At 71.7% G+C, this 26,204-nt stretch carries 20 protein-coding genes; 8 read left to right on the top strand and 12 right to left on the bottom strand.

Going from position 1 to position 26,204, the window contains the following annotated elements:
• Positions 1-36 precede the first annotated feature (36 nt).
• The gene (locus AB0N78_RS11715; protein WP_363390165.1) at positions 37-8,535 is read right to left on the bottom strand and encodes an IPT/TIG domain-containing protein; all 8,499 of its coding nucleotides are present in this window, start codon (positions 8,533-8,535) and stop codon (positions 37-39) included.
• A gap of 394 nt (positions 8,536-8,929) precedes the next feature.
• Complete coding sequence (locus AB0N78_RS11720) at positions 8,930-10,786, bottom strand: PKD domain-containing protein (protein ID WP_363390168.1); 1,857 nt, start codon at positions 10,784-10,786, stop codon at positions 8,930-8,932.
• Between the two features lie 133 nt (positions 10,787-10,919).
• Between AB0N78_RS11720 and AB0N78_RS11725 the strand changes: the two genes are divergently transcribed.
• From AB0N78_RS11725 to AB0N78_RS11735, 3 genes are all read left to right on the top strand, one after another.
• Positions 10,920-12,218, top strand: coding sequence for an APC family permease (locus AB0N78_RS11725; protein WP_363390171.1), 1,299 nt, complete (start codon positions 10,920-10,922; stop codon positions 12,216-12,218).
• 69 nt (positions 12,219-12,287) lie between these two features.
• On the top strand, positions 12,288-13,463 hold the full coding sequence (locus AB0N78_RS11730; protein WP_363390174.1) for an LLM class flavin-dependent oxidoreductase: 1,176 nt from the start codon (positions 12,288-12,290) through the stop codon (positions 13,461-13,463).
• 14 nt (positions 13,464-13,477) lie between these two features.
• Positions 13,478-14,104 (top strand): FMN reductase, encoded by a 627-nt coding sequence (locus AB0N78_RS11735; protein WP_363390177.1) that lies wholly within the window; start codon positions 13,478-13,480, stop codon positions 14,102-14,104.
• Between the two features lie 54 nt (positions 14,105-14,158).
• Here AB0N78_RS11735 and AB0N78_RS11740 read toward each other — a convergent pair whose 3' ends face one another.
• From AB0N78_RS11740 to AB0N78_RS11750, 3 genes are all read right to left on the bottom strand, one after another.
• Entirely contained in the window at positions 14,159-16,462 is a 2,304-nt protein-coding gene (locus AB0N78_RS11740) for a SpoIIE family protein phosphatase (protein WP_363390180.1), read from the bottom strand.
• Positions 16,463-16,584: 122 nt separating this feature from the next.
• Positions 16,585-16,968 carry a fluoride efflux transporter CrcB gene (crcB, locus tag AB0N78_RS11745; protein WP_363390183.1) on the bottom strand — a complete coding sequence of 128 codons (384 nt, stop codon included), beginning with the start codon at positions 16,966-16,968 and terminating at the stop codon, positions 16,585-16,587.
• The gene (locus tag AB0N78_RS11750) at positions 16,965-17,417 is read right to left on the bottom strand and encodes a CrcB family protein (protein WP_363390186.1); all 453 of its coding nucleotides are present in this window, start codon (positions 17,415-17,417) and stop codon (positions 16,965-16,967) included. Before AB0N78_RS11750 ends, crcB begins: the two co-directional genes overlap by 4 nt.
• Before the next feature lie 97 nt (positions 17,418-17,514).
• Here AB0N78_RS11750 and AB0N78_RS11755 point away from each other — a divergent pair, with 97 nt between their 5' ends.
• Together AB0N78_RS11755 and AB0N78_RS11760 are read left to right on the top strand one after the other, a co-directional pair.
• Positions 17,515-17,964 (top strand): phage holin family protein, encoded by a 450-nt coding sequence (locus tag AB0N78_RS11755; RefSeq protein WP_363390189.1) that lies wholly within the window; start codon positions 17,515-17,517, stop codon positions 17,962-17,964.
• Positions 17,961-18,239, top strand: coding sequence for a DUF3618 domain-containing protein (locus AB0N78_RS11760; RefSeq protein WP_363390192.1), 279 nt, complete (start codon positions 17,961-17,963; stop codon positions 18,237-18,239). Before AB0N78_RS11755 ends, AB0N78_RS11760 begins: the two co-directional genes overlap by 4 nt.
• On the opposite strand, the gene AB0N78_RS11765 is transcribed toward AB0N78_RS11760, so the two are convergent.
• Entirely contained in the window at positions 18,226-18,753 is a 528-nt protein-coding gene (locus AB0N78_RS11765) for a methylated-DNA--[protein]-cysteine S-methyltransferase (RefSeq protein WP_363390194.1), read from the bottom strand. The two genes, AB0N78_RS11760 and AB0N78_RS11765, sit on opposite strands and share 14 nt — an antisense overlap.
• A 105-nt stretch (positions 18,754-18,858) precedes the next feature.
• Positions 18,859-19,065, bottom strand: a complete 207-nt coding sequence (locus AB0N78_RS11770; RefSeq protein ID WP_363390197.1) for a BldC family transcriptional regulator — start codon at positions 19,063-19,065, stop codon at positions 18,859-18,861.
• A gap of 528 nt (positions 19,066-19,593) precedes the next feature.
• On the opposite strand from AB0N78_RS11770, the gene AB0N78_RS11775 reads away from it, so the two are divergent.
• Positions 19,594-19,779 (top strand): DUF3073 domain-containing protein, encoded by a 186-nt coding sequence (locus AB0N78_RS11775; protein WP_363391436.1) that lies wholly within the window; start codon positions 19,594-19,596, stop codon positions 19,777-19,779.
• Positions 19,780-19,846: 67 nt separating this feature from the next.
• Here AB0N78_RS11775 and purM read toward each other — a convergent pair whose 3' ends face one another.
• From purM to AB0N78_RS11790, 3 genes are read right to left on the bottom strand one after another with little or no spacing between them, the layout of a single operon-like run.
• Positions 19,847-20,950, bottom strand: coding sequence for a phosphoribosylformylglycinamidine cyclo-ligase (gene purM, locus AB0N78_RS11780; protein WP_363390200.1), 1,104 nt, complete (start codon positions 20,948-20,950; stop codon positions 19,847-19,849).
• On the bottom strand, positions 20,947-22,491 hold the full coding sequence (gene purF / locus AB0N78_RS11785; protein WP_363390203.1) for an amidophosphoribosyltransferase: 1,545 nt from the start codon (positions 22,489-22,491) through the stop codon (positions 20,947-20,949). The genes purM and purF overlap by 4 nt, the downstream gene beginning before the upstream one ends.
• 33 nt (positions 22,492-22,524) lie before the next feature.
• Positions 22,525-22,911: a histidine kinase gene (locus AB0N78_RS11790; RefSeq protein WP_363390206.1), complete on the bottom strand. Its 387-nt coding sequence runs from the start codon at positions 22,909-22,911 to the stop codon at positions 22,525-22,527.
• 58 nt (positions 22,912-22,969) lie between these two features.
• On the opposite strand from AB0N78_RS11790, the gene AB0N78_RS11795 reads away from it, so the two are divergent.
• A complete protein-coding gene (locus AB0N78_RS11795; protein WP_363390209.1) occupies positions 22,970-23,626 on the top strand; it encodes a YigZ family protein in 657 nt (218 codons plus the stop codon).
• A 400-nt stretch (positions 23,627-24,026) separates the two neighbouring features.
• Complete coding sequence (locus AB0N78_RS11800) at positions 24,027-24,317, top strand: hypothetical protein (protein WP_363390213.1); 291 nt, start codon at positions 24,027-24,029, stop codon at positions 24,315-24,317.
• A gap of 116 nt (positions 24,318-24,433) precedes the next feature.
• On the opposite strand, the gene AB0N78_RS11805 is transcribed toward AB0N78_RS11800, so the two are convergent.
• Positions 24,434-24,808 carry a sterol carrier family protein gene (locus AB0N78_RS11805; RefSeq protein WP_363390216.1) on the bottom strand — a complete coding sequence of 125 codons (375 nt, stop codon included), beginning with the start codon at positions 24,806-24,808 and terminating at the stop codon, positions 24,434-24,436.
• A 4-nt stretch (positions 24,809-24,812) separates the two neighbouring features.
• Positions 24,813-26,174, bottom strand: coding sequence for a glycoside hydrolase family 6 protein (locus AB0N78_RS11810; RefSeq protein ID WP_363390218.1), 1,362 nt, complete (start codon positions 26,172-26,174; stop codon positions 24,813-24,815).
• Positions 26,175-26,204 lie beyond the last annotated feature (30 nt).

A 26,204-nucleotide genomic window follows, 5' to 3' on the forward strand; every position in this document is an offset into this window, starting at 1 on the left:
CCCGCCGGTCGGCGGGTGGCGGGGCCCCGGGGTGGGTCAGCGGGGCGGGACCGCTGACCGGTTCCGGCGGAGCACGACGGTCCGCCGGGTCAGGAGGAGACCGGCCCCGGCAGCCACCAGGAGCAGCGCCACCCAGGGCGTTCCTCCGGTCTGGCTACCGGTGGTGGCCAGTCGCCACGGTGAAAGACCGTTCACGTAGGTGAGGGTCAGGGAGCTGGTGCCGCCCGGGGTGATGACGGTGGCGGTCTGCGGACCTGCGGCGCACGGGGGTGCGATGAAGGTCAGCGCGGTCCCGTCCGGGGCCACCGTCACCTGGTCGACACCGATCAGCACGCCGCACAGGTAGACCGAGGTCTGACCGGGGATGAACCCGGAGCCCCCGATGGTCACCGTGATGCCGCCACCGGTGGGGATGGTGTCCGGGTTGGCCCCGGTCACCACCGGCGGGCCGGGCAGGGTGGCGTCGGCGGTGTACTGGTAGCGCAGCGGTGCCGACTCCTGCGTCCCGGCGATGACCACCAGCGGAACCACACCGGCCTCATGCGGCGGGGTGATGACCAGCAGCGTCTCACCGTCCAGCACCGTCACCGTGCCGGGAATGCCGTCGAAGGTGACGACCGTGTCGCCGGGCAGGAACCCGGTCCCGGTGATGGTGACCGTCTGGCCGCCGGAGGTCGGACCGACCCGCGGGGTGTACCCGGTGACGGTGAGCGGATCCTCACCGCCGCCCGGGGTGGTCCCGTCGGTGTAGGTGAACGCCCCCGGGAGCACCGTGGTGCCGTCGGCGTTGGTGAAGGCGACGTCCACCGGACCCTCCGGGTGTGCCGGGGTGGTGACCACGGCGGTGGAGGGGCTGGTGCTGACGATGGTCGCCGGCAGCCCGTCGAAGGTGACCTCGGTCAGGGTGTCCAGACCGGTGCCGGTCAGGGTGACCTCGGTGCCTCCGGCGGTCGGGCCCTGTGCCGGGTCGATGGCCTCGATGGTCGGACCGTCGTCGGCCAGGTAGCCGTAGCCGTCGGCCAGCTCAGCGTCGTCACCGGGCAGGACCACGGTGATGTCGACCAGACCAGGCTCCTGCGGCGGTGCGGTGACCGTCAGGGTGGTGGCGATGGCACGGCCCAGCGCGGGCTGCACCACCAGATCCGTGCCGGGCACCCCGTCGAAGAGCACCTGAGTGGCCGGGCCGAGGTTCCCGCCGACGATGGTCACCTCGGTGCCACCGTCGTCCGGACCCTGCGGCGGGTCGACCGTGTAGATCGCCGGCTGCTCGTAGGTCAGCTGCCCGGCGGAGCGGGTGCCGGCCGGGAAGGTCAGCTCGACGTCGACCGGGCCACCGATCTCCGACGGCGGGACCGCAAGGGTCACCGTGGTGCCGTCCTCGCTGGCCTGCACATCGGTGGCGGGCTGGTCGTTCACGGTCGCGCCGGTCACGTTCTGCAGGCCGGTGCCGGTGATGGTGACCTCGGTGCCGCCGTAGGTCGGGACCAGCGCCGGGGTGATCGACCCGAAGGTGGCCAGCGAGCCGTCGTCCTCGTAGGTCAGGTCACCCGCGGGCACCTGGCCACCGGGGAAGACGATCACCACCGGGACGCTGCCCGGCTCGGTGCCCGGCGGGGCGGTGAAGGTGATCGTGGTGCCGTCCTCGGAGACCACCACGTCCTCGGCCTCGACGCCGCCGACGGTGATGCCGGTGGCGTTCTCCAGACCGGTGCCGGTGATGGTGACCGTGGTGCCACCGGCCAGCGGCACGGTGTCCGGGTCGATCCCGTCCACCACAGCACCCGCACCGTCGTCCTCGTAGGTCAGGTCACCCGCAGCGACCTCACCCGCGGGGAAGGTCACCACGACGGGGACCGCACCCGGGTCGGTGCCCGGCGGGGCGGTGAAGGTGATCGTGGTGCCGTCCTCGGAGACCACCACATCCTCAGCGGGCACACCGTCCACCGTGACGCCGGTGGCGTTCCCCAGACCGGTGCCGGTGATCGTCACCGTGATGCCACCGGCCAGCGGAACCGTGTCCGGGTCGATGCCACCGATGGTGGCCCGGCTGCCGTCGTCCTCGTAGGTCAGATCACCAGCGGCGACCTCACCCGCAGGGAAGATCACGACGACCGGCTCCACACCCGGAGCGGTGCCCGGCGGAGCGGTGAAGGTGATCGTGGTGCCGTCCTCGGACACCGCCACATCCTCAGCAGCCACACCGCCGACGGTCACGCCGGTGGCGTTCTCCAGACCGGTGCCGGTGATGGTGACCGTGGTGCCACCGGCCAGCGGCACGGTGTCGGGGTCGATCCCGTCCACGGTGGCCTGGCTGCCGTCGTCCTCGTAGGTCAGATCACCAGCGGCGACCTCACCGGCCGGGAAGACCACGACCACGGGCACGATGCCCGGGGCGGTGCCCGGCGGCACGGTGAAGGTGATTTCGGTGCCGTCGTCGGAGACCACCACATCGGTGGCGTCCACGCCGTCCACCGTGACGCCGGTGGCATTGCCCAGACCGGTGCCGGTGATCGTCACCGTGATGCCACCGGCCAATGGCGCGGTGTCCGGGTCGATCCCGTCCACAGTCGCCTGGCTGCCGTCGTCCTCGTAGGTCAGATCACCAGCGGCGACCTCACCCGCGGGGAAAGTCACCACGACCGGCACGGCACCGGGGTAGGTGCCCGGCGGAGCGGTGAAGGTGATCGTGGTGCCGTCCTCGGCGACCACCACGTCCTCAGCGGGCACACCGTCCACCGTGACGCCGGTGGCGTTCTCCAGACCGGTGCCGGTGATCGTCACCGTGGTCCCACCGGCCAGCGGCACGGTGTCCGGGTCGATCCCGTCCACCGTGGCCAGGCTGCCGTCGTCCAGGTAGGTGAAGGCATCGGTCAGCGTGACGTCCAGACCCGGCTGGATCAGCACGACCGTCACCGGGCCGACCGCATGGGCCGGGGTGGTGAAGGTGACGGTGGTGTCGGTGGCCACCACATCCGCGGCGGCCAGGCCGTCGACCTCGACCGCGGTGACCGCGCCCAGGTCGGTGCCGGTCACCGTGACGCTAGTGCCACCGGAGATCGGGCCCTCCACCGGGTCGACCTCGGTGGCCGTGGAGCCGACGTAGGTCAGTCCACCGGCCAGCACGTCGCCGTCCGGGGTGGTGAGGGTGACCGGCACCTGACCGGTGACCTCGCTGGCCGGGATCGTGACAGTCAGCTCAGTGCCATCGCCGTTCACGGTCAGGTCCGTGGCCTCGACGCCGCCGATGGTCACGGTGGTCACCGCGTCCAGACCGGTGCCGGTGATGGTCAGCGTGCCGCCGCCGGCCACCGGGCTGGTGCCGGGGTCGATGCCCTCGGCCACCACTCCGGTGCCGTCGTCCAGGTATTCGTAGCCGTCGGTCACGGTGGCGTCCGCGCCGGGCAGCTGGATCACGACGTCCACCGGACCGGCCGGGTGCGACGGGGTGAGCACGGTGATCTCGGTGTCGGAGACCACGGTGAGGTCCACCCCGGCGACGCCGCCGAAGGTGACCGCAGTGGCGGCGCTGAGCCCGGTGCCGGTCAGGGTGACCTCGGTGCCACCGGCGGTCGGACCCTGCGCCGGGTCGATGCCGGTCAGCTCCGGGGCGACGTACACCAGCTCGCCCGCGTCGACCTCCCCGGCGGGGAAGGCGATCACGATCGGTGCCGGACCGGCAGTGTCGCTGGCCGGGATGGTGACGGTGAGGACGGTGCCATCACCGTTCACGGTGAAGTCCTCGGCCTCGACGCCGCCGACACTGACCCCGGTGGCACCGGCCAGACCGGTGCCGGTGATGGTCAGCGTGCCGCCGCCGGAGGTCGGGCTGGTGCCCGGGGTGACATCCGTGATGTCCGCACCGGAGCCGTCGTCCAGGTAGGTGAAGGCGTCAGCCAGGGTGGCGTCCGCGCCCGGCAGAGCGATGACCAGCTCCACCGCACCCGGCGCATGGGCCGGGGTGGTGAAGGTGATCTCGGTGTCGGAGACCACGGTGAAGCCGAGCACCGCGGCGCCGCCCAGGGTCGCACCGGTGGCCCCGGTGAACCCGGTGCCGGTGACCGTGACCGTGGTGTCGCCGGCGGCCGGGCCCTCGATCGGGTCCAGGTCGGCGACGGTGGGCGCGAGGTACTCGATGCTGCCCGCGTCCTCGGTCCCGGCCGGGAGGATCAGCACCACCGGCGCATCACCTGCGGCCTCGGAGGCCGGGATGGTGACGGTCAGCTGGGTGCCGTCGCCGTTCACGGTCAGGTCCTCGGCCTCGACGCCACCGATGGTGACGCCGGTGACCGCGGCCAGTCCGGTGCCGGTGAGGGTCAGCGTGCCGCCGCCCGCGGTGGGGCTGGTCGTCGGGCTGAGGTCGGTGACCTCCACCCCGCTGCCATCCTCCAGGTAGGTGAAGCCGTCGGTGACGGTGGCGTCCGCACCGGGCAGGGTCACCACGATGTCCGCCGGACCGGCGATCCCGGCCGGAGTGGTGATCACCACGGTGGTGTCGGTGACGTCCTGGACATCGGCGGGCTGCCCGTCGACCAGGACGCCGGTGGCAGTGCCCAGTCCGGTGCCGGTCAGCGTGACGATGGTGCCGCCGGAGGTCGGCCCCTGCGCAGGATCGACCGCAGTGACGGTCGGTCCGACGTAGGTGATCTGTCCGGCGACCACCGTGCCCGCGGGGAACCACAGGGTGACGGTGGCCGGTCCGGCGGCCTCGGCTGCCGGGACCAGGAGCGTGACGGTGGTGCCGTCGGCGCTCACCTGCGGGTCATCGGCCAGCACGCCACCGACGGTGACGCCGAAGACGTTGTCGAATCCGGTGCCGGTCACGGTGACCTGGACGCCGCCGGAGGTGGGCACATCGGTGGGGGCGATGCCGGTGACAGTAGCCCCGGTGCCGTCGTCCAGGTAGGTGTACGCGGCGGTGAGCACCGCGTCCACACCGGGCAGGATGACCGCGATGTCGACCACGCCAGGGACGTGCGCCGGTGCGGTGACGGTGATCTCAGTGTCGGTGGCGGTCAGCACGGTGGCGGGTGTGCCGCCGACCAGCACCTCGGTGACCCCGGTCAGGCCGGTGCCGGTGAGGGTCAGCGTGTTCCCACCGGAGCTGATGCCAAAGGTCGGCGACACCGTGGTCAGCTCCGGAGCGACCAGCGTGATCTGTCCGGCGTCGACGGTCCCGGCCGGGAAGACGATGACCACAGGCTGCGCGCCGTCGACCTCACTGGGCGGCAGAACACCGCTGATCACGGTGTCGGAGACGTCCAGGTCGGTGAGCTCGATGCCGCCGACCGTGACCGAGGTGGCCGCGCCCAGCCCGGTGCCGGTGATGGTCACCGTGCCGCCGGAGGTGGGCAGGGTCGCCGGGCTGACGTCGGTGACATCCGCCTCGGAGCCGTCGTCCAGGTACTCGAAGGCGTCCGTCGCCGTGGCATCCGCGCCGGGCAGCTGGACCACCACGTCGACGGTGCCTGCGGGCAGCGGCGGGGTGCTGACGGTGATGACGCCCGGGCCGACCACGGTCAGGTCGGTGGCCGGGGTCCCGGCGAAGGTCACGCCGGTGGCGCGCTCCAGGCCGGTGCCGGTCAGGGTGACGGTGGTGCCACCGGAGATCGGACCCTGTGCCGGGTCGATGTCGTCCAGCGTCGGGGCGATGTAGGTCAGGTCACCCGCAGCGGCAGTGCCGAGCGGGAACTCGATCACGATCGGCGCAGCACCCGGGTCCTCGGTGGGCGGTGCGGTGAAGGTGATCGACGAGCCGTCCGCGGCGACGACCACGTCACCCGCGGCCTGCCCCCCGACGGTGATCCCGGTGGCACCGGAGAACCCGGTGCCGGTCAGGGTGACGGTGATCCCGCCCGCGGTGGGCACCTGCGCCGGGTCGATGTCGGTGACGTCGACGCCGGTGCCGTCGGCCAGGTAGGTGAAGCCGCCGGGGACCCAGGAGTCGCCGCCCTCATTGGTCAGCGTCAGGGTGACCGGGCCGGGCTCCGGGTGTGCCGGGCTGGTCACAGTGAGCGAGGTCGCGGTGGGGGTGCCGACGATGGTCGCCGGGACCCCGTCGAAGAGCACCTCGGTGACCGTGCTCAGGTTCTCCCCGGTGATCGTCACCGTGGTGCCACCGGAGGTCGGTCCCTCGTCCGGGGTGATCGCGTCGACGACGGCGACACCGTCCAGCAGGTACGCGAAGCCGCCGGGGGCGGTGGCGTCCAGACCGGGCAGCACCACGGTCAGATCCACCGGCCCAGCCGCGTGGGCGGGGGTGGTGAAGCTGATCGACGTGTCGGAGTCGACGGTGAAGGGCACCGAGGTGCCATCGACCAGCAGCGCGGTGGCACCGGTGAAGCCCGTGCCGGTCAGGGTGACATCGGTGCCACCGTCATCCGGGCCCTGCGAGGGAGTGACGTCGGTGATCGCCGGGGCGACGTAGACGATGCTGCCCGCCGCGACGGTGCCGGCGGGGAAGGTCAGCTGCACCGCCGCCGAGCCCGCGGTGTTGCTGGCCGGAATCGTGCCGGAGACGGTGGTGCCATCCGGTGCGACCACCAGGTCGCTCACCGCGACACCGCCGACCGTCAGCGCGGTGGCCCCGCCCAGTCCGGTGCCGGAGACCGTGATGGTGCTACCGCCGGAGGTGGGGCTGGTAGCCGGTGCGACGCCGGTGATCGTGGCACCGGTGCCGTCGTCCAGGTAGGTGAAGGCCCCGGCCGCGGTGGCGTCAGCTCCCGGCAGCACGGCCACCACGTCGACCAGACCGGCGGCGTGCGCAGCGGTGGTGACGGTAATCGTGGTGGCGGTGGGGGTGCCGACGATGGTGGCCGGTGTCCCGCCGACGGTGACTGCGGTGACCGGCGCCAGTCCGGTGCCGGTCAATGTCAGCGTGGTGCCACCGGAGGTCGGGCCAGTGGCCGGAGTGACCGCGGTGATGGTCGGTTCCTGGTAGGTCACGGTGCCCGCAGTGCGGGTACCGGCCGGGAACTGCACGGACACCGTGGCCGGTCCGGCGGTCTCGGAGACCGGGACGGTGGCGGTGACGCTGGTGGCGGTGGCGATCACGTTGGTGGCGACCACGCCGCCGACGGTGACGCCGGTGGCTCCGGCCAGTCCGGTGCCCGCGATGGTGATCGTGGTGCCGCCGGAGGTCGGGACGGTGGTCGGGGTGACGCCGGTGAAGGTGGAACCGGAGCCGTCGTCCAGGTAGGTGAACGGGGTGGCGGCGGTGGTGCTGCCGCCCGGGTTGGTGAGCACCACCGGCACCGCGCCGACGGCGTGCGCCGGGGTGGTAACGGTCAGCGAGGTGGCGGTGGGCGTGCCGACGATGGTGGCCGCGCTACCGCCGAAGGTCACCGCGCTGACATTCGCGAGGTTGGTGCCGGTAAAGGTGACCGTGGTGCCGCCACCGGCGGGACCCTGGGTCGGGGTGTAGCTGGCGATGGTGGGCGCGGTCGGGGTGACGAAGGTGAACCCTCCGGCGATGGTCGCGTCCAGACCGGGCAGCACGGCGACCACGGGCACCGTTCCGGCAGTGCGGGCCGGGGTGGTGACGGTGATCGAGGTCTCGGTCGGGGTGCCGACCAGCGTGCCGGGGGTGCCGCCGAAGGTGACGCCGGTGGCCCCGAGCAGGCCGGTGCCGGTCAGCGTGACGGTGGTGCCACCCGCGGTGCTGCCCTGCGGTGGCGCGACGGCGGTGATGGTCGGGGCGATGTAGGTGAAGTTCCCGGGCGTCAGGTTCCCGGTTGGCCGGACCAGGGTGACCGGCACGGCACCGGCGGTCTCGGAGGCCGGGGCGACCGCGGTGACGGTGGTGCCGTCGGCGGAGGGGGTGAAGGACGCCGCCGGGACGCCACCGAAGGTCACGCCGGTGGTGTTCTGCAGTCCGGCGCCGGTGATGGTGACCGCGGTGCCGCCGCGGGTGGGCCCGCTGGTGGGCGCGAGGTTGGTCGCCGACGCGTTCGGGGCGGTGCAGTTCGCGCTGGCGAGCTGGATGGTGCCGAGGTTCAGTGTGGTGGGCAGACCGATGGTCGCGGTCAGCGTGAGGCTGACGACCACGGCGCTGGCGGTGGCACCGGTGGCGGTGGTGGTGGTGATCTGCTGCGCGGTGGCGGCGACCCGCGCCCCGACCAGCCCGGCGACGTTGACCCCGGTCGACAGGCTGACCGTGGGGGTGGTGGCGTTCAGGGTGACCGCCTGGCCGAGCAGCCGGAGATTGGTCACCGCTGCCGTGGCGGTAGGGGTGCCGCCGACCGGGCAGGTGGCCTGCGCGAACACCGCATCGGTCTGGACGGCGGTGATGCCGAGCAGCCCGACGTTGACCCCGGCGATCTCTGCCCGGGCTGAGGACTGGGTGGCGCTGCGGGTGGCCGTGACGTCTGTCACCGAGCCGCCGGCGGTCACACCGAGCCCGGCACCGAGGACGGCTCCGACATCGAGCAGGCCGCTGGAGCTGGTGCCGCCGCCCGCGGGGGCGACCGCGGTGCCGACGGTGCCGGACAGGTTGAGCAGCGGGATGCCGAGCAGGTTCGCGCTGAGCCCGAGGGTCACGCCGCTGGCGCTCGCGTCGCCGGGTGCCGCTCGCGCGGGTTGTGGAGTGATCACCACCCACGCGAATGCCAGAACGACGGCTACCGCCGCGGAAAGCGCCTTCCAGGCGCGCGTGGACGCAACACCCACCATGTCCGTACCCCCTGCGAAGCGATCTTCATCGCTACGGATTGATCAGTGGGCAGATTTCACCCAGGTTTCAGTCCCGACGCCAATGGCCCCGCACCGTCGACCCGCCCGATTCAGGATGAAACGGACACAGTTCCCGGACCGGACAATGCGCACGGGCAAGCGTTTCCCCAGGTCAGCGCCCCCCACCCATCCGAGGTCACGATTGAGTCACGGATCGCCCGAACCGTCCGATTCTCCCGGTTTCGATCGACCGAACGGGTGGTCAGGGCAGGGTGCGCAGCGACTGCGCCGGGCCGGTGACCGTGCCCAGTGCGTTGCTGGCGACCACCCGGAACGGGTAGAGGGTCCCGGGCAGCAAGCCATCCAGCACCTGTGTCGACGCCCGCTCCCAGCTCGCCGGCGCCAGGGTCTGCACCGGACTGCGGTATGCGAATCCAGCACCCCACTCCACCCAGACCCGGGTCTCCAGCCCCTGTGGATGCACCCGCAACGGGATAGTCGCCGTCGTCCGCCCGACCCCGGTGGCCGCGAGCGCCCGGATCGCTGGCGGCCCCGGCGTGGCCACGGTCCGGGTCAGGGTGGCCGCCCCAGCGGCGGTGCTCGCACTAGCGGTCCAGACATACCGAGTCCCGGGGGTCAGCCCGGTGACGGTGTGCGTGAAGGCCTGGGCGTACTGGGTCGCCGCCAGCGTCCACTGCACCTGACCGAGCAGCGGACCGCCCTCCGGCCCCCAGCGCAGCACCAGCGTTCCTGGCAGCCCGTGCGGATCGGCCCACGCCCGCAGGGTCACACTCGGCGACGCACCGGGGGCACCGCCGACCGTCTCTGATCCACTGAGCGCGGTCAGGGCGCTGGCGACCACCCGGCGGGAGTCGGTGGCGGTGCGCCCGGCGGCGTCGGTCACGGTCAACACCGCGGTCCAGTCCCCTGCCGGGTACACGTGCCGCAGCGTCCCGGGCTGCCCGGTGCCGGTCTCCGGCGTCGAGCCGTCGCCCCAGTCCAGCCGCCAGGAGGCGATCCCCGACCCCGGCACCGACCCCGATCCGGTGCTCCCGGCCCCGTCCACCGCCACCGACAGCGGCGCGGCCCCGATGGTGGTGGACGGCCGCAGCCAGGCACTCGGCACCGCGCGCACCGCTGCCTGCCGGACCGCCGCCGAGAACGCCGCCACCGACGCTGCGTCACCCCCGGTGATTCGCCAGTCGCAGGTGCCCACCCCCTCGAACAGTGCGGCCGCCTCCAGCTCCGGCCACGCCGCCAACCAGTCCACCGCCTCCCGCAGCCAGGTGGGGCGCCGGGTCGGATCAGCCGGGTCGGGTGCGGACCCGAACTCCGCCAGCAGCGGGATCTTCGACCGCGCGCTCGCCCACTGCCGGAAGGGCCCGGCCACCGTGGCCAGCGAGCGCCAGTTCGGCGGTTTGTCCGGGGCGCAGCCGTACCAGTTGTAGGCATCCAGCCCAACCCGATCCACCACGTCGTCGCCCGGGTAGAACGCGTCCGCCCCCGCCGTGGTCTGCGCACTGCCGAAGCTGCCCGGGGTCAGCACCCAGGTCCAGCGCACCTCGACCCCGGCGGCCCGGAACACCCCCACGTAGTGCCGCCACGCCGCCCGATACTCCGCCGGGCTACCCCAGCCCTGCGCGATGTCCGGCTCGTGGTGCAGCGTCAACCAGACCGTGGTGTCCAGCTCGGCGATCCCGGCGGCCTGCGCCCGGATCCGGTCGTCCACCGCACCGGAGGCGATGGTCGCCCAGGACACCACCGTGCCGTCCCGGCGTAGGGGCCAGATCGACAGCAGCGGCGAGCGACCGCGCGCCACCGCCGCCACAACCGACGGCGATGGTTGCGCGTCATCCCACCGCGAGTACCAGCGCACCAGGTCCAGGCGTCGACCGAGCTGATCCTCCAGACCAGTGACAGCCTCGGCGGCATTCGTGGCCGCGCCCTGGTCGACATGCGCCCCGAGGCGGAATCCGGGGCCGTCGGCAACCGCCTGAGGGTCAGCAGCGACAGCGGAGGGCCCGCCCACCACCGGCTCCGCACTGCCCACCGGCGCGGGCGAACTCAGCAGCGGCAGCAACGCCAACACGGCCACCGCCCGGAATCGAGGGACGGACATGGCAAGGCTTCCTGATCGCGGATGTCGCGGAGTGCGACCGCCTCGGCGGCCGGATCGGGTGTCCACACCCAGCATCGCCCCGGACCGACCGACTCGTCGCGCGGAACCGCCTGATTGCCGCGAGCATGCTCCGATGACCGATTCCCCCACCGGGCTGCGTCGCGCCGTCACGGGCCCCTTGCTCTTCCTGTTCATCCTGGGCGACGTGCTCGGCGCAGGTGTGTACGCGCTGGTGGGCGAGTTGGCCGTGGAATCCGGCGGTGCGATCTGGCTGCCGCTGATCGTGGCGCTGCTGATGGCACTGCTCACCGCAGCTTCCTACGCGGAGTTGGTCACCAAGTACCCGAAGGCGGGCGGATCGGCGGTATTCGCGCAGCGGGCGTTCGGCAGTCCGCTGTTGTCCTTCCTGGTCGGCTTCTGCATGCTCGCCGCGGGAGTGACCTCCGCTGCCGGACTGTCGCTGGCCTTCGCAGGGGACTACCTGGGCACGTTCTGGGACGTGCCACGGGTGCCGGCTGCCCTGGTGTTCCTGGCGCTGATCGCCGCCCTGAACGCGCGCGGAATCAAGGAGTCGCTGCGGGCCAATGTGGTGATGACCGTGATCGAGGTCAGTGGTCTGCTGCTGGTCGTAGTCCTCGGTGCGCTGGTCCTGGGCCGCGGCGAGGGAGATCTGTCCCGACTGACCGAGCTCCCGGCGGACACCTCCTGGGCCATGGCGGCGCTGGGCGGAGCGTTGATCGCCTTCTACTCCTTTGTCGGGTTCGAGACCTCGGCGAATCTGGCCGAGGAGGTCACCGATGTCCGCCGGCTGTACCCGCGTGCGCTGTTCGGCGCGTTGATCGCCGCGGGGGTGGTGTACCTCGCTGTCGGGATCGTGGCACCGGCAGTGGTGGACCCGCAGACCCTGTCCGGGTCCAGTGGCCCGCTGCTGGAGGTGGTGAAGGCCGCGGGCGGGGTGCCGCTGACCCTGTTCTCCGTGATCGCACTGATCGCCGTCGCCAACGGGGCGCTGCTGACCATGATCATGGCCAGTCGGTTGACCTACGGGATGGCCCGGGAGGGACTGCTGCCACCGGCGCTGGGTCGGGTACTGCCCCGCCGCCAGACCCCGTGGGTGGCGATTGTGGTCACCACCGGCGTAGCGATGGTGTTGGCCGCCACCGGATCGCTGGTGGATCTGGCGTCGACAGTGGTCCTGTTGCTGCTGTTCGTGTTCCTCAGCACCAACATCGCCGTGCTGGTGTTGCGCCGGGACCGGGTGGAGCAGAGTCACTTCCGGGTGTGGACGCCGATCCCGGTCCTCGCGGCGGCGACCTGCGTCGGGCTGCTCACCCAGCAGGAGGCGCGGCACTGGGCGCTGGCTGGGGTGTTGGTGGCCGTGGGACTGGTGCTGCACCTGGTGACCCGACGGTTCTCCCGCGCCGGGGAATAGATCCTCGACAGGGCTGGTTGGGGCGCAAGTACATGCAAACGCATCGACTTTGATCCCCAGGAGCACGCCATGCAGTTCGGAGTCTTCACGGTCAGCGACATCACCCCTGACCCCCACACCGGCCGGGTGCCCGACGACACCGAGCGGGTGCGCAACATCCTGGCGATCGCCGAGCACGCGGACGAGGTCGGTCTGGACGTCTTCGCCACCGGTGAGCACCACAACCCGCCGTTCGTCGCGTCCTCACCGACCACGATGCTCGGCTACCTGGCCGCACGCACCAAGAACATCCAGCTGTCCACCGCCACCACACTGATCACCACCAACGACCCGGTTCGCCTGGCCGAGGAGTACGCGATGCTCCAGGTGATCTCCGACGGCCGGATGGACCTGATGATGGGCCGCGGCAACACCGGTCCGGTCTACCCCTGGTTCGGCCAGGACATCCGCCAGGGCATCCCGCTCGCGATCGAGAACTACGCGCTGCTGCGTCGGCTCTGGACCGAGGACGTCGTGAACTGGGAGGGCAAGTTCCGCACCCCGTTGCAGGGCTTCACCAGCACGCCGCGCCCGCTGGACGGGGTACCGCCGTTCGTGTGGCACGGCTCGATCCGCTCCCCCGAGATCGCCGAGCAGGCCGCGTTCTACGGCGACGGCTTCTTCCACAACAACATCTTCTGGCCGATGAGCCACACCAAGCAGATGGTCCACTTCTACCGCCAGCGGTTCGAGCACTACGGCCACGGCCAGGCGGACCAGGCCATCGTCGGGCTCGGCGGCCAGGTGTTCATGCGCAAGAACTCCCAGGACGCGGTGAACGAGTTCCGCCCCTACTTCGATGTAGCGCCGGTCTACGGCCACGGTCCCTCGCTGGAGGAGTTCGCCGACCAGACCCCGCTGACCGTCGGATCGCCGCAGCAAGTGATCGACCGCTACGCCGCCATGCGGCACGAGGTCGGCCACTACCAGCGCCAACTGTTCCTGATCGACCACGCGGGCCTGCCGCTCAAGACGGTGTTCGAGCAGATGGACATCCTGGCCGGTGAGGTCGTGCCGGTGCTCCGCAAGGAGATGGAGTCCGACCGCCCGGCCCACGTGCCCTCCGACCCGCCGAGCCACGCCGAGCGCGTCGCCGCCGCCCGGGCCGCCGGACAGGTGCACGAGCAGCAGGCAGCGGCCGCCGACCACTGGACCGGCAAGACCGCCGAGGACGACATGGACGCCGCTGACGCGGTGACCCGTTGAGGAGAATCACCATCATGACCGCACGTCAGATCGTCGCCATCTCGGCCGGGTTGTCCCAGCCGTCCTCCACCCGCCTGCTCGCCGACCGCCTGGCCGAGTCCACCCGGGCCGCACTCGCCGGGGAGGGTGCCGACGCCCAGGTGCAGGTGATAGAGCTCCGGGATGTCGCGCACGACATCATCAACGCCATGCTCACCGGCGGGGTGGCCAGCACCGCCCTGACCGAGGTGATCGACGCGGTGACCGGTGCCGACGGCCTGATCGCCGTCACCCCGCTGTTCACCACCACCTACTCCGGGCTGTTCAAGAGCTTCATCGACATCCTGGACAAGGACTCGATCACCGGGCTGCCGGTGCTGCTCGGTGCCACCGGCGGGACCCCGCGGCACTCGTTGGCGCTGGAGTACTCGGTCCGACCCCTGTTCACCTACCTGCGGGCTGACGTGTCGACCACCAGCGTGTTCGCCGCCACCGACGACTGGGCCGCCGGGTCCAACGCCGGGGAGCCGAACACCCTGCCCACCCGGATCGAGCGGGCCGGTGCCGAGCTGGCCCGGACCGTGGCCGCCCGTGAACCCCGGACCGTCGCAGACCCGTTCGCCGGGACACCGGACTTCGCGGCGCTGCTGAACGGCAACTGAGCGCACCACCCCGGCCAGGCCGGGCTGTCCCACCCGGGGCGGCCCGGCCTGTGCTCATCCCCGCGCGATCAGCACCAGCGTTGCGTCATCGTCAGACTCCGGGTCACGCAGCGCCTGCACCAGCCCGTCCACATCCCCGGGCACGGCCACCTGCTCCGCACCCGCGAGCACCCCCAGGGACCGGTCCATCGCCACGCGCAGCGACTCGCCCCGCCGCTCGATCACCCCGTCGGAGAGCAGCACCAGCCGCTCGCCCGGTGCCACCGTCCCGAATTCTTCCGCGGGCGGCCCGTCCAACAGTCCGATCAGCGGTGACCCCAACACCCGCAACCAGCTCACGCCGTCCGCGCCGACCCGGATCGGGGGCAGGTGCCCAGCGGTGGAGTACTCGTAGCGCCCGGTGGCCGGATCGATCACCACCAGCACCAACGTGGCCATCTGCCCGGGCAGCGCCCACCGCGCCAACCCGGCGAGCCGATGCAGCACCCGGGCCGGGGAGGCCGAGTCAGCCATGTAGGCGCGCACGGCGTTACGCAGTTGACCCATCGCCCCCACCGCGGCCAGCCCGTGTCCGGTGACATCACCCACCGCCACCGCCAGTCGGCCGTCCTGCAGCCGCAGCACGTCGAACCAGTCCCCACCGACCCGACCCCCGTCGGCCGGTCGGTAGTGCGCGGTCACCTGCCACCCGTCCAGCACCGGCATCCGCGCGGGTAGCAGGGAGCGCTGCACCGCCTGGGCCGCGCGGATCTCCCGCTGCCCACGCCGGAACAGCGCCTCCACCAGGTGCCCGCGCAGCTCGTCGGCGGCGCTGACCTGACTGTCCTCCCAGGGCAGCGACCGGCCGCGCACCAGCTCCCGCCACAGGTCGAAGGACCGCCGCGGGCTCAGCCGGAACCGGTCACCCTCCTGGACCAGCTCCTTGCCGGTCGGGTCCCCACCCCAGTCGACGGTGCGGATCACCTCGTCCCGCAGCCAGACCACCGCGCCCCCGTCCGGCAGCGCCAGGGCCAACACACCAGCGACCCCGGGGGTCTGCGGGGCGTCCGCGGGCAGCTGATCGAGCACCAGCACCCCGCCCCGCTCCGCCGACGTCGACGTCGACGGCCCGCCCGGCACCAGACTGCCCGCGGTGTCGGTGGCCCGTGCCGCGGCCTCGGCGGCCCAGTGCACCAACGCCTCAGCCTGCTCGGGGATCCGACCCCGACCAGCGAACTCCCCGTCGGCACAGACCAGCACCCCGTCCGCAGGGACCAGGTCCAGCAGATCGTCGTCGGCGGTCAACGCCTCGGCCAGCGGGCGCTCCTCGTCCCGGGAGGCGGCGACCAGCCGGGCCAAGATCACCGACGACCGGCGTGAGGCGTCCAACGCATCCTGGTCGACCTGGGCGATCAACCGCAGGGACAGCGCGACGCCCAGGAACTCCGCCGCGGCCCGCACCCCGTAGGAGGGCGCATGCGGACCGGCGTAGTGATGGCAGGCGATCATTCCCCAGAGCTTCCCGTCCCGGAGCAGGGAGATCGACATCGACGCCCGCACACCCATATTCCGCAGGTACTCGCAGTGGATCGGGGAAACCGACCGCAGGCTGGCGTAGGTCAGGTCCAGCGGCTGCGGCAGGGCGGGGACCACCGGCACCGGCACGTAGTCGACATCCGAGATCAACCGGATCCAGGACTTCTCGTACAGCGCCCGGGCCTGCGGCGGGATGTCCGAGGCCGGGTAGTGCAGCCCGAAGAACGGCTCCAGATCGCCCCGTTTGGCCTCGGCGACCACCTCGCCGTTGTACTCCGCGTCGAACCGGTAGACCATCACCCGGTCGAATCCGGTCAGCCGCCGGACGTGCCGGGCAGCCAGGTCGTAGAGCTCGGGCAGCGTGGTGCCGCGGTTCAACTCCGCGATCGCGTCGCGCACGCCCTCGTAGGTGGTGCCGTAGGTCAGGGGGCGGATGCCGTCGGCGGGTTCCAACTCCAGCACGAACACCCCGGGCTCGCCCGGTGGCCGGTGCACCACCACATCCATGTCCACCGCGGCACCCTGCACGTCGACCCGCACCAGGCCGGGGTTGCGCACCCGAGTGTCCGGCACATCGGCCAGCTGATCGCGCACCGTGGCATCGGCCACCGGCCCCAGCACCTCGGTCAGCGTGCAGCCGACCACCGCATTCACCGGCCGACCGAGCAACTCGACGACGTTCTGCGAGGCCTGCCGCACCCGACCGTCCTGCTCGTGCACCACCAACAGCAGACCGCGGGGCTGCACCGACCCGGGGATGTGGATCGGCTCCCGGGCGCAGTTGTCCAGGTCGATGGGCACATCGGGTGCGACGAAGGTCAGCGGATCGAGAGCCTCGGTCATGACGGTGGCACCGCCCTTCCGCCCCGGGATCGCCGGGACCAGTGGGGCACGCCCACCAGCGGTCGACGCGGCGGGACACCACGGTCACGAGCGGCCCGGGTTGCACTGTTTCAGGCGGTTCGTCAGCTGTCCAGCAGTCCGATCAGTCCGATCCCCACCGCCGCTGCCGACACCGTCAGCACCACCGTGCCCAGCGCATTGATCACCGCACGGACCCGCTCCCCCTCCTGCGCCAACCGCACCGTCTCCACCGACGCAGTGGAGAACGTGGTGTACCCGCCGCAGAACCCGGTGGCCAGCACCGTCTGCCAGCTGGCCGCCAGCCCCAGGTAGAGGTGCGCCCCGGCGATCAGCCCGATCAGCAACGACCCGGAGACGTTGATCGCGATGGTCGCCACCGGCAGCACCATGCGCCAGCGACCACGAATCTCCCCGTCCAACCAGAACCGGGCCGCGGCCCCGACTCCCCCGGCCGACGCCAGCAGCACTGCCAGCTGTGGGCTCATCGCGGCCCCTCCGACACGTCACCGGGTGCCCGCAGCGGCAGCATCCGCCCCAGCCGGATGCCCAGCCACGCCAACATCACCCCACCGAGCATCGTCCCCAGCACGTAGCCGACTGCCTGCCCGATCGCGCCGCTGGCCAGCAGGCGCTCGGTCTCCAACGCCAGGGCACTGAACGTGGTGTAGCCGCCCAGGAACCCGGTGCCCACCGCCAACCGGACCCGCACCGCGACCCGGTGCGTCGGCCCGAACCGACTGCACGCCTCCAGCACCAGGCCCAGTGCCAGCGCCCCGGTCAGATTCGCCGCCAGCGTCGCCATCGGCCAGCCCGCCACCGGTGGCCAGAGCTCACCGAGCCCGGCCCGGCTGAGCGCACCCAGCGCCCCGGTGCTGGCGACCAGAAGCACCAGCAGCGGCTGACGGTGTGCCGGACGGGGGTCCACGACGCCCATCGTCGCACCCCTCGCTAGGCTGAACGCCACCCTGACCTGCGCCGAGCGGCCGAGCAGGACAGACTGGGATCCGGCACACGGACGAAGGAGCACAGGCATGACGTTCGCATCGGGCCCGTCTGGACCCTCCCCCGTTCCCGATCCGCCCCGTGGCGGCCCGTCGCTGGGGCACCTGGTCAGCCAGATGTCCGAGCAGACCGCCCGGCTGGTTCGCGCGGAGATCGACCTGGCCAAGGCGGAGCTGGCCGAGAAGGCCAAGGCCGCCGGGATCGGCATCGGACTGCTGGCTGCGGCTGGGTTCCTCGGGTTCTTCGCCTTCGGCGTGCTGTTGACCGTGGTGATCCTGGCGCTGTGCGAGGCCTTCGCCCCGTGGCTGGCCGCGCTGATCGTGCTGGGGGCGATGCTGCTGATCATCGGCGTGCTGGCCCTGGTCGGGATCAAGAAGCTTCAGCAGGGCGTCCCGCCCACTCCGCAGAAGGCGATTGACGGGGTGAAGGCCGATGCGGATGCGGTCAGCTCCGCCGTGAAGGAAGGATTCCAGCGATGAGCGAGAACGCCCCCAAGCTGACCGTCTCGGACTACGAGGCGGAGGTGCAGCGTTCCCGTGCCGATCTGGCCGCCACCGCCGACGCGCTGGCTGCCAAGTTGGACCCGCGCACCCAGGTCGCTGAGGCCAAGGAGTCGGCCAGCCGCCTGGTGCGTGACGCCGTGGGCAGCGACCCTGCTGCCGACCCGAGCAACCGCAACCGGGCTCGCGTGATCCTGGCCGGTGGTGCCGCCGCCGTGGCCGGACTGGTCGCGCTGGCGATCAAGCGGCGGTGACCAGCCGGGACTCGTGGGCGAGCAACCCCTGCTTCACCTCGAGCCCGTAGTAGTAGCCCCCCATGGCACCGCCGGTACGCACGACCCGGTGGCAGGGCACAAATGGGGCGATCAGATTGCGTGCACAGGCGGACCCGGCCGCGCGGACAGCGGCCGGGTTCCCTGCTGCGTGGGCCAGTTCGGCGTAGGTCAGCGTCTCCCCCGGCGCGATCTCCCGCATGACCTGCCAGGCGCGCTGGGTGAACGGCCCGCCGGGCTGGTCCACCGGAACCCCGTCCAGCGCGTGCAGGTCGCCGTCGACATACCGGGCCACCGCCTCCGCCACCGGCCCGACGGCTTCGACCTCGGCCACCCCGCGCGCCCGGAGCGCCGGCGCCAGCCGACCGGTCATCTGCGCCACCGGGGCGAAGCCCGCCGCCCGGACGGTCTGGTCCTCAGGTGACAGCAGCACGGCGAGTGGGCCGAACGGTGTCGGGAGCACCAGTGCGGACAGCGGAGCGGTGGAGTGCGTCATGGAGCCATCCTGCGCCCTGCACCCGTCGGTCCGCTGGCGGGAATCGGGCACGGCGACAGCCCGAACGCCGATCACGGGCACCGGTGGCACCCAAGCAACCGGGGGTCAGGCGTCGTCGCGCTGATCCGGGATTCCGCTGAGCAGCTCGCGTACCTCGGTCTCGCGGTACCGGCGGTGACCGCCGAGGGTGCGGATCGAGGAGAGTTTGCCGGCCTTGGCCCAGCGGGTGACGGTCTTGGGGTCGACCCGGAACAGGGTGGCCACCTCCGAGGGGGTGAGCAGCACCTCGTTCTCGCTGTGGGGAGCGGACATGGGAACCTCCGAGGGTGCGGGTGCGCCGATGTCCAGTGGCGCCCCCATCGTCTGGGCACTCCCGACCCTGGTGGGCCGGTCGTGTCTGGCATGCACGGTCCTCGTTCGTCGCCCCCTCCGAACAGGTCAACCCTGTCACGGAGCGAGAGCCTGAAGGGGGACCAACATCCCATCCCGGACAACCGTCACTAATCCGGACATCATAGGCCTTATCGGCACGAAGGGCGCGACGGGCCGGTGTCACCTGAACGGCCCAGGTGCCCGCACCGGGCGATTCAGGCATGTGGAAGTGAGGAAGGTCACACCGCCGCCACCTGGAACGTCGCCGCGCCCTGGCAGGGAGGACGCCTCCATCGCGATCCCGCCGCAGGGGATCAGCCGCCGACCGACATCCGGTCGGCGGTCGGCGAGTGGTCGGAATGTGGATCGACCATGTACCGTTGCCGCTCGAACAGATAATTCAGCATCCCGGGGCCGCCCGTGCGCGCACGCCAGCCGCCCCGCTTCCACGTTGAGGGGGTCGGTGCCATGGGGCGCGGCCGTCAGAAGGCAAAGCAGACCAAGGTGGCACGGGAGCTGAAGTACTTCAGCCCTGAGCCGGACTACCGGGTCCTCGAGCGCGAGCTCACGGACTCCAGGAGCAACCTGGTCACGGACAGCCGACAGGACTCCGACGACGAGGACGACTACTCCCGCTGGGCGGACGAGCGCTGACCTCGTCGGACTGACACGCGACGCCCGCGGCGGAGGTCACTCCCCCCACCGCGGGCGTTGTGCGTGGTCAGCGGTAGGCGTTGCGCAGCTGCACCGCGCCACCCTGGACTCCCTTGGTCCCCGCCACCAGGTCCGGACCAGCGGGGTCCAGCTCAGGATCCAGCGGGCGCACCGCCCCGAGCGTCCACGCCGTCAGGCCCAACGCCTCGGCCTGCCGCGCCAGCGCGTCCGCCTGATCCGGGTCGACGATGGCGACCATGCCGACGCCCAGGTTCAGTGTGCGCTCCAGGTCGTGCCACGGCACCTGACCCAGCTGCTGCATCACCGTGAACACCGGCGGCAGCTGCCAGGACGCCCGGTCGATGTCGGCCACCAGTCCGGCGGGCAGCACCCGGGCGACATTCGCCGCCAGACCTCCGCCGGTGATGTGACTGAACGCGTGCACCCCGCCGGAGGACGCCAACGTCAGGCAGTCGGCTGCGTACACCCGGGTCGGCTCCAGCAGCTCGGCACCCAACGTGCGGCCAAACTCCGGCACCTCACGGTCCAACGACCACCCGGCCACGTCGACCACCCGGCGCACCAGCGAGTACCCGTTGGAGTGCAGACCTGACGATCCGAGCGCCAGCAACACATCCCCCGCCCGCACCCGCTCCGGCCCGAGCAGGTCATCGGCCTCCACCACACCGGTGGCCGCACCCGCGACGTCGTACTCCTCCGGGCCCAGCAGCCCCGGGTGCTCGGCAGTCTCACCACCGACCAGCGCGGTACCGGCCACTTCACAGGCAGCGGCGATCCCGCGCACCACGGCGGCGATTCGCTCCGGCACGACCTTCCCGCAGGCGATGTAGTCCGTCATGAACAGCGGCTTCGCGCCGACCACCACGATGTCGTCCACCACCATGCCCACCAGGTCGAAGCCGATGGTGTCGTGCACATCCATCGCCTGGGCGATGGCGACCTTGGTGCCCACCCCGTCGGTGGAGCTGGCCAGCAGCGGTCGGCGATACCCGGTCAGCGCGGAGGCATCGAACAGCCCGGCGAAGCCACCGACCCCGCCCAGCACCTCCGGGCCGTGGGTCGCCCGCACCGCATCCTTCATCAACTCGACCGCCCGGTCACCGGCCTCGGTGTCGACTCCGGCGGCGGCGTAGGTCACAGGGCTGGTCACGGTTGCTCCAGGGCGGAGGACCCGCCGGTCGAGGGGACGATGGTCGACAGGCCGTCCGGGCCCAGCGGCAGCTCGCTCTGCTCCAGCAGGTGCTTGCCCAGCCGGTCCGCGGGCGGCAGCTCGATCGGGTACGTGCCGGTGAAGCAGGCGGTGCACAGCTGGTTCGCGGGCTGCTCGGTGGCGGCGATCATGCTCTCCATCGAGATGTAACCCAACGAGTCCGCACCCAGCGACGCTCCGATGTCGTCCACGGACAGTCCGTTGGCGATCAGCTCCGCGCGGGAGGCGAAGTCGATGCCGTAGAAGCACGGCCACTTCACCGGAGGCGAGCTGATCCGCACATGCACCTCCGCCGCCCCGGCCTCGCGCAACATCCGGATCAGCGCGCGCTGAGTGTTGCCGCGGACGATGGAGTCGTCCACCACCACCAGACGCTTACCCCGGATCACCTCACGCAACGGGTTGAGCTTGAGCCGGATACCGAGCTGACGCAGGGTCTGCGACGGCTGGATGAAGGTCCGTCCGACGTAGGCGTTCTTGGTCAACCCCTGCCCGAACGGGATGCCGCTGGCCTGCGCGTAACCCACCGCCGCCGGGGTGCCCGACTCCGGCACCGGGATCACCAGATCGGCCTCCACCGGGTGCTCCGTGGCTAGCCGACGCCCCATCTCCACCCGGGCGGCGTGCACCGAGCGACCGGAGATCGTGGTGTCCGGACGGGCCAGGTACACGTACTCGAAGACACAACCGGCGGGCTGCTGACGCTCGGTGAACCGGCGGGTGCGCAGACCATCGGCGTCGATGGCGATCAGCTCACCGGGCTCCACCTCCCGCACGAAGCTCGCACCCACGATGTCCAGCGCCGGGGTCTCCGAGGCGACCACCCAGCCGCGCTCCAACCGGCCCAGCACCAGCGGACGGACACCCTGCGGGTCGCGGGCGGCGTAGAGCGTGTGCTCGTCCATCCACACCAGGCTGAACGCGCCGCGCAGTCGGGGCAGCACCTCCATCGCGGTGGCCTCAAGGGTGTGGTCCGGGTCGCCCGCGAACAGCGCCGTGACCAGCGCGGTGTCCGTGGTGTTGCCCCGGGCCAGCTCGCCCCGACGCTGGCTCCCGTAGCGCTCGGCGACCAGGTCCACCAGCTCGGCGGTGTTGGTCAGGTTGCCGTTGTGCGCCAACGCCACCGTGCCACCGGCGGTCGGGCCGAGAGTGGGCTGGGCGTTCTCCCAGGTGGAGCCACCGGTGGTGGAGTAGCGCGCATGCCCGACGGCGATGTGCCCGTGCAGGGCATTCAGCGCGGTCTCGTCGAAGACCTGGGACACCAGCCCCATGTCCTTGTAGACCAGCAGCTGCTCACCGTTGGAGGTCGCGATGCCCGCGGACTCCTGTCCACGGTGCTGGAGGGCGTAGAGCCCGAAGTACGCGAGTTTGGCGACCTCTTCACCGGGTGCCCAGACCCCGAAGACGCCACACGCGTCCTGGGGGCCCTTCTCACCTGGCATCAGGTCGTGGTTGAGGAGTCCGTCTCCGCGGGGGGCCACAAGTCCTATGGTGACACACCCCACTGCGTGCCTTCAGCGAGTTGTGCGACTCCGGCGCACACTACGACGATCCGCCCAGACCGCCGCAGCTGCCCCCAGCAACGCCCCCACACAGCCACCGGCAGCCGCGCTGAGGAACCGGATCGCCCCCTCACCCTCGAAGGCGCTGATGAAGGCCTGACCCTGCTCGGCAGCCAACGCGTCGGCGTCGGCATTCGCGAAGATCAGCGCCAGCAGGAACCCGATCACGATCCCCAGCAATGCCCCGGCGGTGATGAACGCGCCGAACTTGGGTGCCCGGCGCACGGTGGCATCCTCGGCGACCTGCTCCAGCTCCTGCTCGGTGGGCACCGTCGACTCCTCGGCCGCCTCCGGCCGATTCACCGCGTCGTCGCTGGGCTGCTGCTGTCCGTCCACCACCCGGCGATCCTAGGCGGTGCACCCGAGTCCCAGGCCCGGGGCCCCTACCCTCAACGGTGTGACCTTCACCTACCCCTCAACCATCGCCACCGCGGTGGAGCACGAGCTGGTGGAGAAGAAGTCCCGGTTCCTCACCCGGATCGTCCCGGTGTCGACCGTCGCCGAGGCGGACCAGGTCATCGCCGACCGCCGCAAGGAGTTCTGGGACGCCCGGCACCACTGCGTCGCCCTGATCGTCGGCGCCCACGCCGACCAGCAGCGGTCGAATGACGACGGTGAACCCTCCGGCACCGCGGGCATCCCCATGCTGGAGGTGCTGCGCCGACGCGAGCTCACCGACCTGGTTGCGGTAGTCACCCGGTACTTCGGCGGCGTGAAGCTCGGCGCGGGTGGACTGGTCCGGGCGTACTCCTCCGCGGTCTCCGAGACACTGGACCGGGCCACACTGGTCCGCCGACTGCCCGCCACCGTCGTCACCCTGCCCGTCCCGCACGCCGACGCCGGACGCCTGCACGGGGTGCTCGCCGCCTGGTGCGCGGGGCACGACGCGGAGGTCCGGGAGGTCGACTACGCCGGGGCCGCGGCGGTGTTCACGCTGGTGGTGCCGCCGGAAGGGCTGGACGACCTGGACGCGGTGCTGGCCGCGACCTCCGCGGGGGCGTTGCAGGCCGTGCGGGGCGAGTCCGTGGTGTTGGACCGACCTTCGGGCGTATGACGGGGCCGGACTGTGGGCGTGGGGCTAGTCGAGCACAGCGCGGAGTCGACCCAACTCGCGGAGGACTTCGGTGCGGTTCTTGTGGGAGATGACCCAGCTCGGCAGACGTCCGGACCACGACGAGTTCCCGCTGAGCCCTGGTGTCCGTTCCCGAATCCGCGCCGAGACGAAGGCGGTCAGCTGAGCGAGGTGCTCCTCGTTAGGCCCACAACCACCCGTGACGGGTACGTGACGCGAGCTGGAGTCGCAATCCGACGGCAGGCCGCATCACACGGTCGAGGTCGTTGTTCCACGCCTCGGTCGCGTCGGATACGCGCGCGCAGCCGAGACACGCGCATGGCCTCCGGGGCCACGGCGTCAACCTCTGTGGGCGGCCACAGCTCAGGCACAGGACGCGGACGTGATCGTCGACAAAGGACCCCAGTGGGGCCGGGTCCGGGCGGAACCGGCCGTCGCGCACCGTGCAGTCCAGTGCCGCGGTGTCGGCACGCAGATCGGCGAGGCGGGCCCGATCCTGCGCATCGAGAGCATCGTCATCGATGTCGCGGATCTTCTGCCGGGCCCACAACACGCCCCCCCAGCTGCGAGGTACGCCTGGCCCATCAGCACGCTCCAGGACGCGAACAGTTCGGGCGGCTTCTGGAACGTTCTGTTCGTCACCCAGATCGCGTGCAACGCCGCGTCTGTCTGACCGGCATCCCACAGTCGCTCCGCGCGACGGCGCAGCTCCGCCAGCTCGTGCCCGCGGTCGACCGGCGACCTCGCCATCGCTGCTCCCTCTCCCGTTCTCCGCTGATCGGATGCCGCTCAGCTCCGTGCCCGGGTCGCCTGCAACGGCAGCAACGCCGAGATGTCCGCCCGCTCCCCCGACGCCGACACCCGACCGTCCGACACCGCCGTGGCCCAGTCCAGCGTCCCGGTGGCCAGCTCCAACCAGGTCTGCGGGTCGGTCTCGACCACATTCGGGGGGGTGCCACGGGTGTGGCGCGGACCCTCGACCGCCTGGACCGCGCCATCGGGTGGGACCCGCACCTCGACGGTGTGACCGGGGGCGATGTCGGCCAGCTCCTCCAGGGTGAAGCGGACGGCAGTGCGGCGGGCCGTCAGGTCCGTGGGGTCGGCGCGCCAGGCGGTGACGGCGGCGCGGCCCACGGCGGGGTCGGTGCGACGACGAGGGGGCATGGGCTCATTGTCCCTGCTCGGCTCCGGTGACCAGCTCCTGGGCGATCTCCGGCCACCACTGTCCGGCTGCGGGTCCACCGTTGCAGGTGCCGTCGGATTCACCGGGGCGCTTGATCCACAGCACCGCGTCCAGGGTGGTGTCGTCGTTGACCAGGTGGGGGTCCTCGCCGAGGGCGGCACCGCGCACGTTGCACCACTCGGTGCCGGTGGGCTCGACGCCGTTGCGGGAGGTGTCGATGACGTAGCCGAGGTCACCGAGCGCCTGGGAGACGATCTCCCCGAACTGCACAGACTCCACGGTGCTGCGGTAGTTGGACACGTTGAGCGAGAACCCGGCCAGGTGCGCGGTGCCGACCAGCTCGATCCGGCGGACCGCCTCGTCGGTGTCGAGCCAGCGGGAGTGACCGGCGTCCAGGTAGACCCGGGCACCGGCCTGGTCCAGCAGCTCGGCCGCGCCGCGCAGCATGCCGACCCGGTCACCCTGACCGTCGCAGTCGCCGAGCTGGGGCAGGGCGTCCGGCTCGAGGATGACCCACGGTTCGCCGTGGATGGCAGCGGCGATCTGGCCGACCCAGTCCAGATAGGTCTGCTCAGTGGCCCCGCCCGCGGAGTGCGCCCCGCAGTCCCGGCCGGGGATGCCGTAGATCGCCAGCAGCCCGGTCTGGCCCGCGTCGGCGGCGGCTGCGGTGTAGGTGGCGACCTGGGCGGCAGCGGCCTGCGGGTCGGTGTCGGTCACCCAGAGCGCCTGCGGGGTGCTGGCGATCCGGCGGGCGGCAGCGCCGAGCTCTCCGGTGGTGTCAGCGGCGGCGTGTGCGGCCTGGCTGTTCGGGTCGACGTAGAAGTCGGTGGTCCGGGTGTCGTCGTCACCCTCGTCGACGGGTTGGATGGCGGGGGCGACACCGTCCAGGTCGCAGTCCTGGCCGTTCAGACTGACGCCGGTCAGCGTGGGCTCGGTCTGCGCGGTGGTGGCGCCGTTGAAGCCGACGGTGGCGGACTGTCCGGCAGCCAGATCGACATCCCACTCCGGGGCGGACATCTGCACCGGCAAGCCGTCCGAGCCGTCGGCGACCAGCGTGCCGCCCCAGCCCTCGGTGGCGGTGGCGTCGTCGGACAGGGTCCAGCTCAGCCGCCAGTCGGGTGCGGGCACGCCGGTGGTGACCACCAGATCCGCGCCGAACCCGCCCGGCCAGGTGCTGGTCACGGTCAGCTCCGCAGCACAGGAAGCGGCGGTCGCGCTGGGGGTGGGGGTGGGCTCCGGAGCGGCCACCGGATCGTTCCCGCGGCCGACCAGAGCGATCACCAGCACCACCACCGCAACGACGGCGACCAGCGCCCCACCGAGCAGCAATGTGGCGCGCCGAGTCATGACGGGTCCCTTCACCGGACGGCTGATGCC

The organism is Cellulomonas sp. NPDC089187 (assembly GCF_040685135.1).
In the GTDB taxonomy this organism is placed as follows: Bacteria; Actinomycetota; Actinomycetes; order Actinomycetales; family Cellulomonadaceae; genus Cellulomonas.

What these genes read in the sequence shown, in the direction of transcription:
- AB0N78_RS11720 (WP_363390168.1), bottom strand. Translation starts at nt 10,786, where the DNA reads ATGTCCGTCCCTCGATTCCGGGCGGTGGCCGTGTTGGCGTTGCTGCCG.
- AB0N78_RS11725 (WP_363390171.1), top strand. Translation starts at nt 10,920, where the DNA reads ATGACCGATTCCCCCACCGGGCTGCGTCGCGCCGTCACGGGCCCCTTG.
- AB0N78_RS11730 (WP_363390174.1), top strand. Translation starts at nt 12,288, where the DNA reads ATGCAGTTCGGAGTCTTCACGGTCAGCGACATCACCCCTGACCCCCAC.
- AB0N78_RS11735 (WP_363390177.1), top strand. Translation starts at nt 13,478, where the DNA reads ATGACCGCACGTCAGATCGTCGCCATCTCGGCCGGGTTGTCCCAGCCG.
- AB0N78_RS11740 (WP_363390180.1), bottom strand. Translation starts at nt 16,462, where the DNA reads ATGACCGAGGCTCTCGATCCGCTGACCTTCGTCGCACCCGATGTGCCC.
- crcB (WP_363390183.1), bottom strand. Translation starts at nt 16,968, where the DNA reads ATGAGCCCACAGCTGGCAGTGCTGCTGGCGTCGGCCGGGGGAGTCGGG.
- AB0N78_RS11750 (WP_363390186.1), bottom strand. Translation starts at nt 17,417, where the DNA reads ATGGGCGTCGTGGACCCCCGTCCGGCACACCGTCAGCCGCTGCTGGTG.
- AB0N78_RS11755 (WP_363390189.1), top strand. Translation starts at nt 17,515, where the DNA reads ATGACGTTCGCATCGGGCCCGTCTGGACCCTCCCCCGTTCCCGATCCG.
- AB0N78_RS11760 (WP_363390192.1), top strand. Translation starts at nt 17,961, where the DNA reads ATGAGCGAGAACGCCCCCAAGCTGACCGTCTCGGACTACGAGGCGGAG.
- AB0N78_RS11765 (WP_363390194.1), bottom strand. Translation starts at nt 18,753, where the DNA reads ATGACGCACTCCACCGCTCCGCTGTCCGCACTGGTGCTCCCGACACCG.
- AB0N78_RS11770 (WP_363390197.1), bottom strand. Translation starts at nt 19,065, where the DNA reads ATGTCCGCTCCCCACAGCGAGAACGAGGTGCTGCTCACCCCCTCGGAG.
- AB0N78_RS11775 (WP_363391436.1), top strand. Translation starts at nt 19,594, where the DNA reads ATGGGGCGCGGCCGTCAGAAGGCAAAGCAGACCAAGGTGGCACGGGAG.
- AB0N78_RS11805 (WP_363390216.1), bottom strand. Translation starts at nt 24,808, where the DNA reads ATGCCCCCTCGTCGTCGCACCGACCCCGCCGTGGGCCGCGCCGCCGTC.
- AB0N78_RS11810 (WP_363390218.1), bottom strand. Translation starts at nt 26,174, where the DNA reads ATGACTCGGCGCGCCACATTGCTGCTCGGTGGGGCGCTGGTCGCCGTC.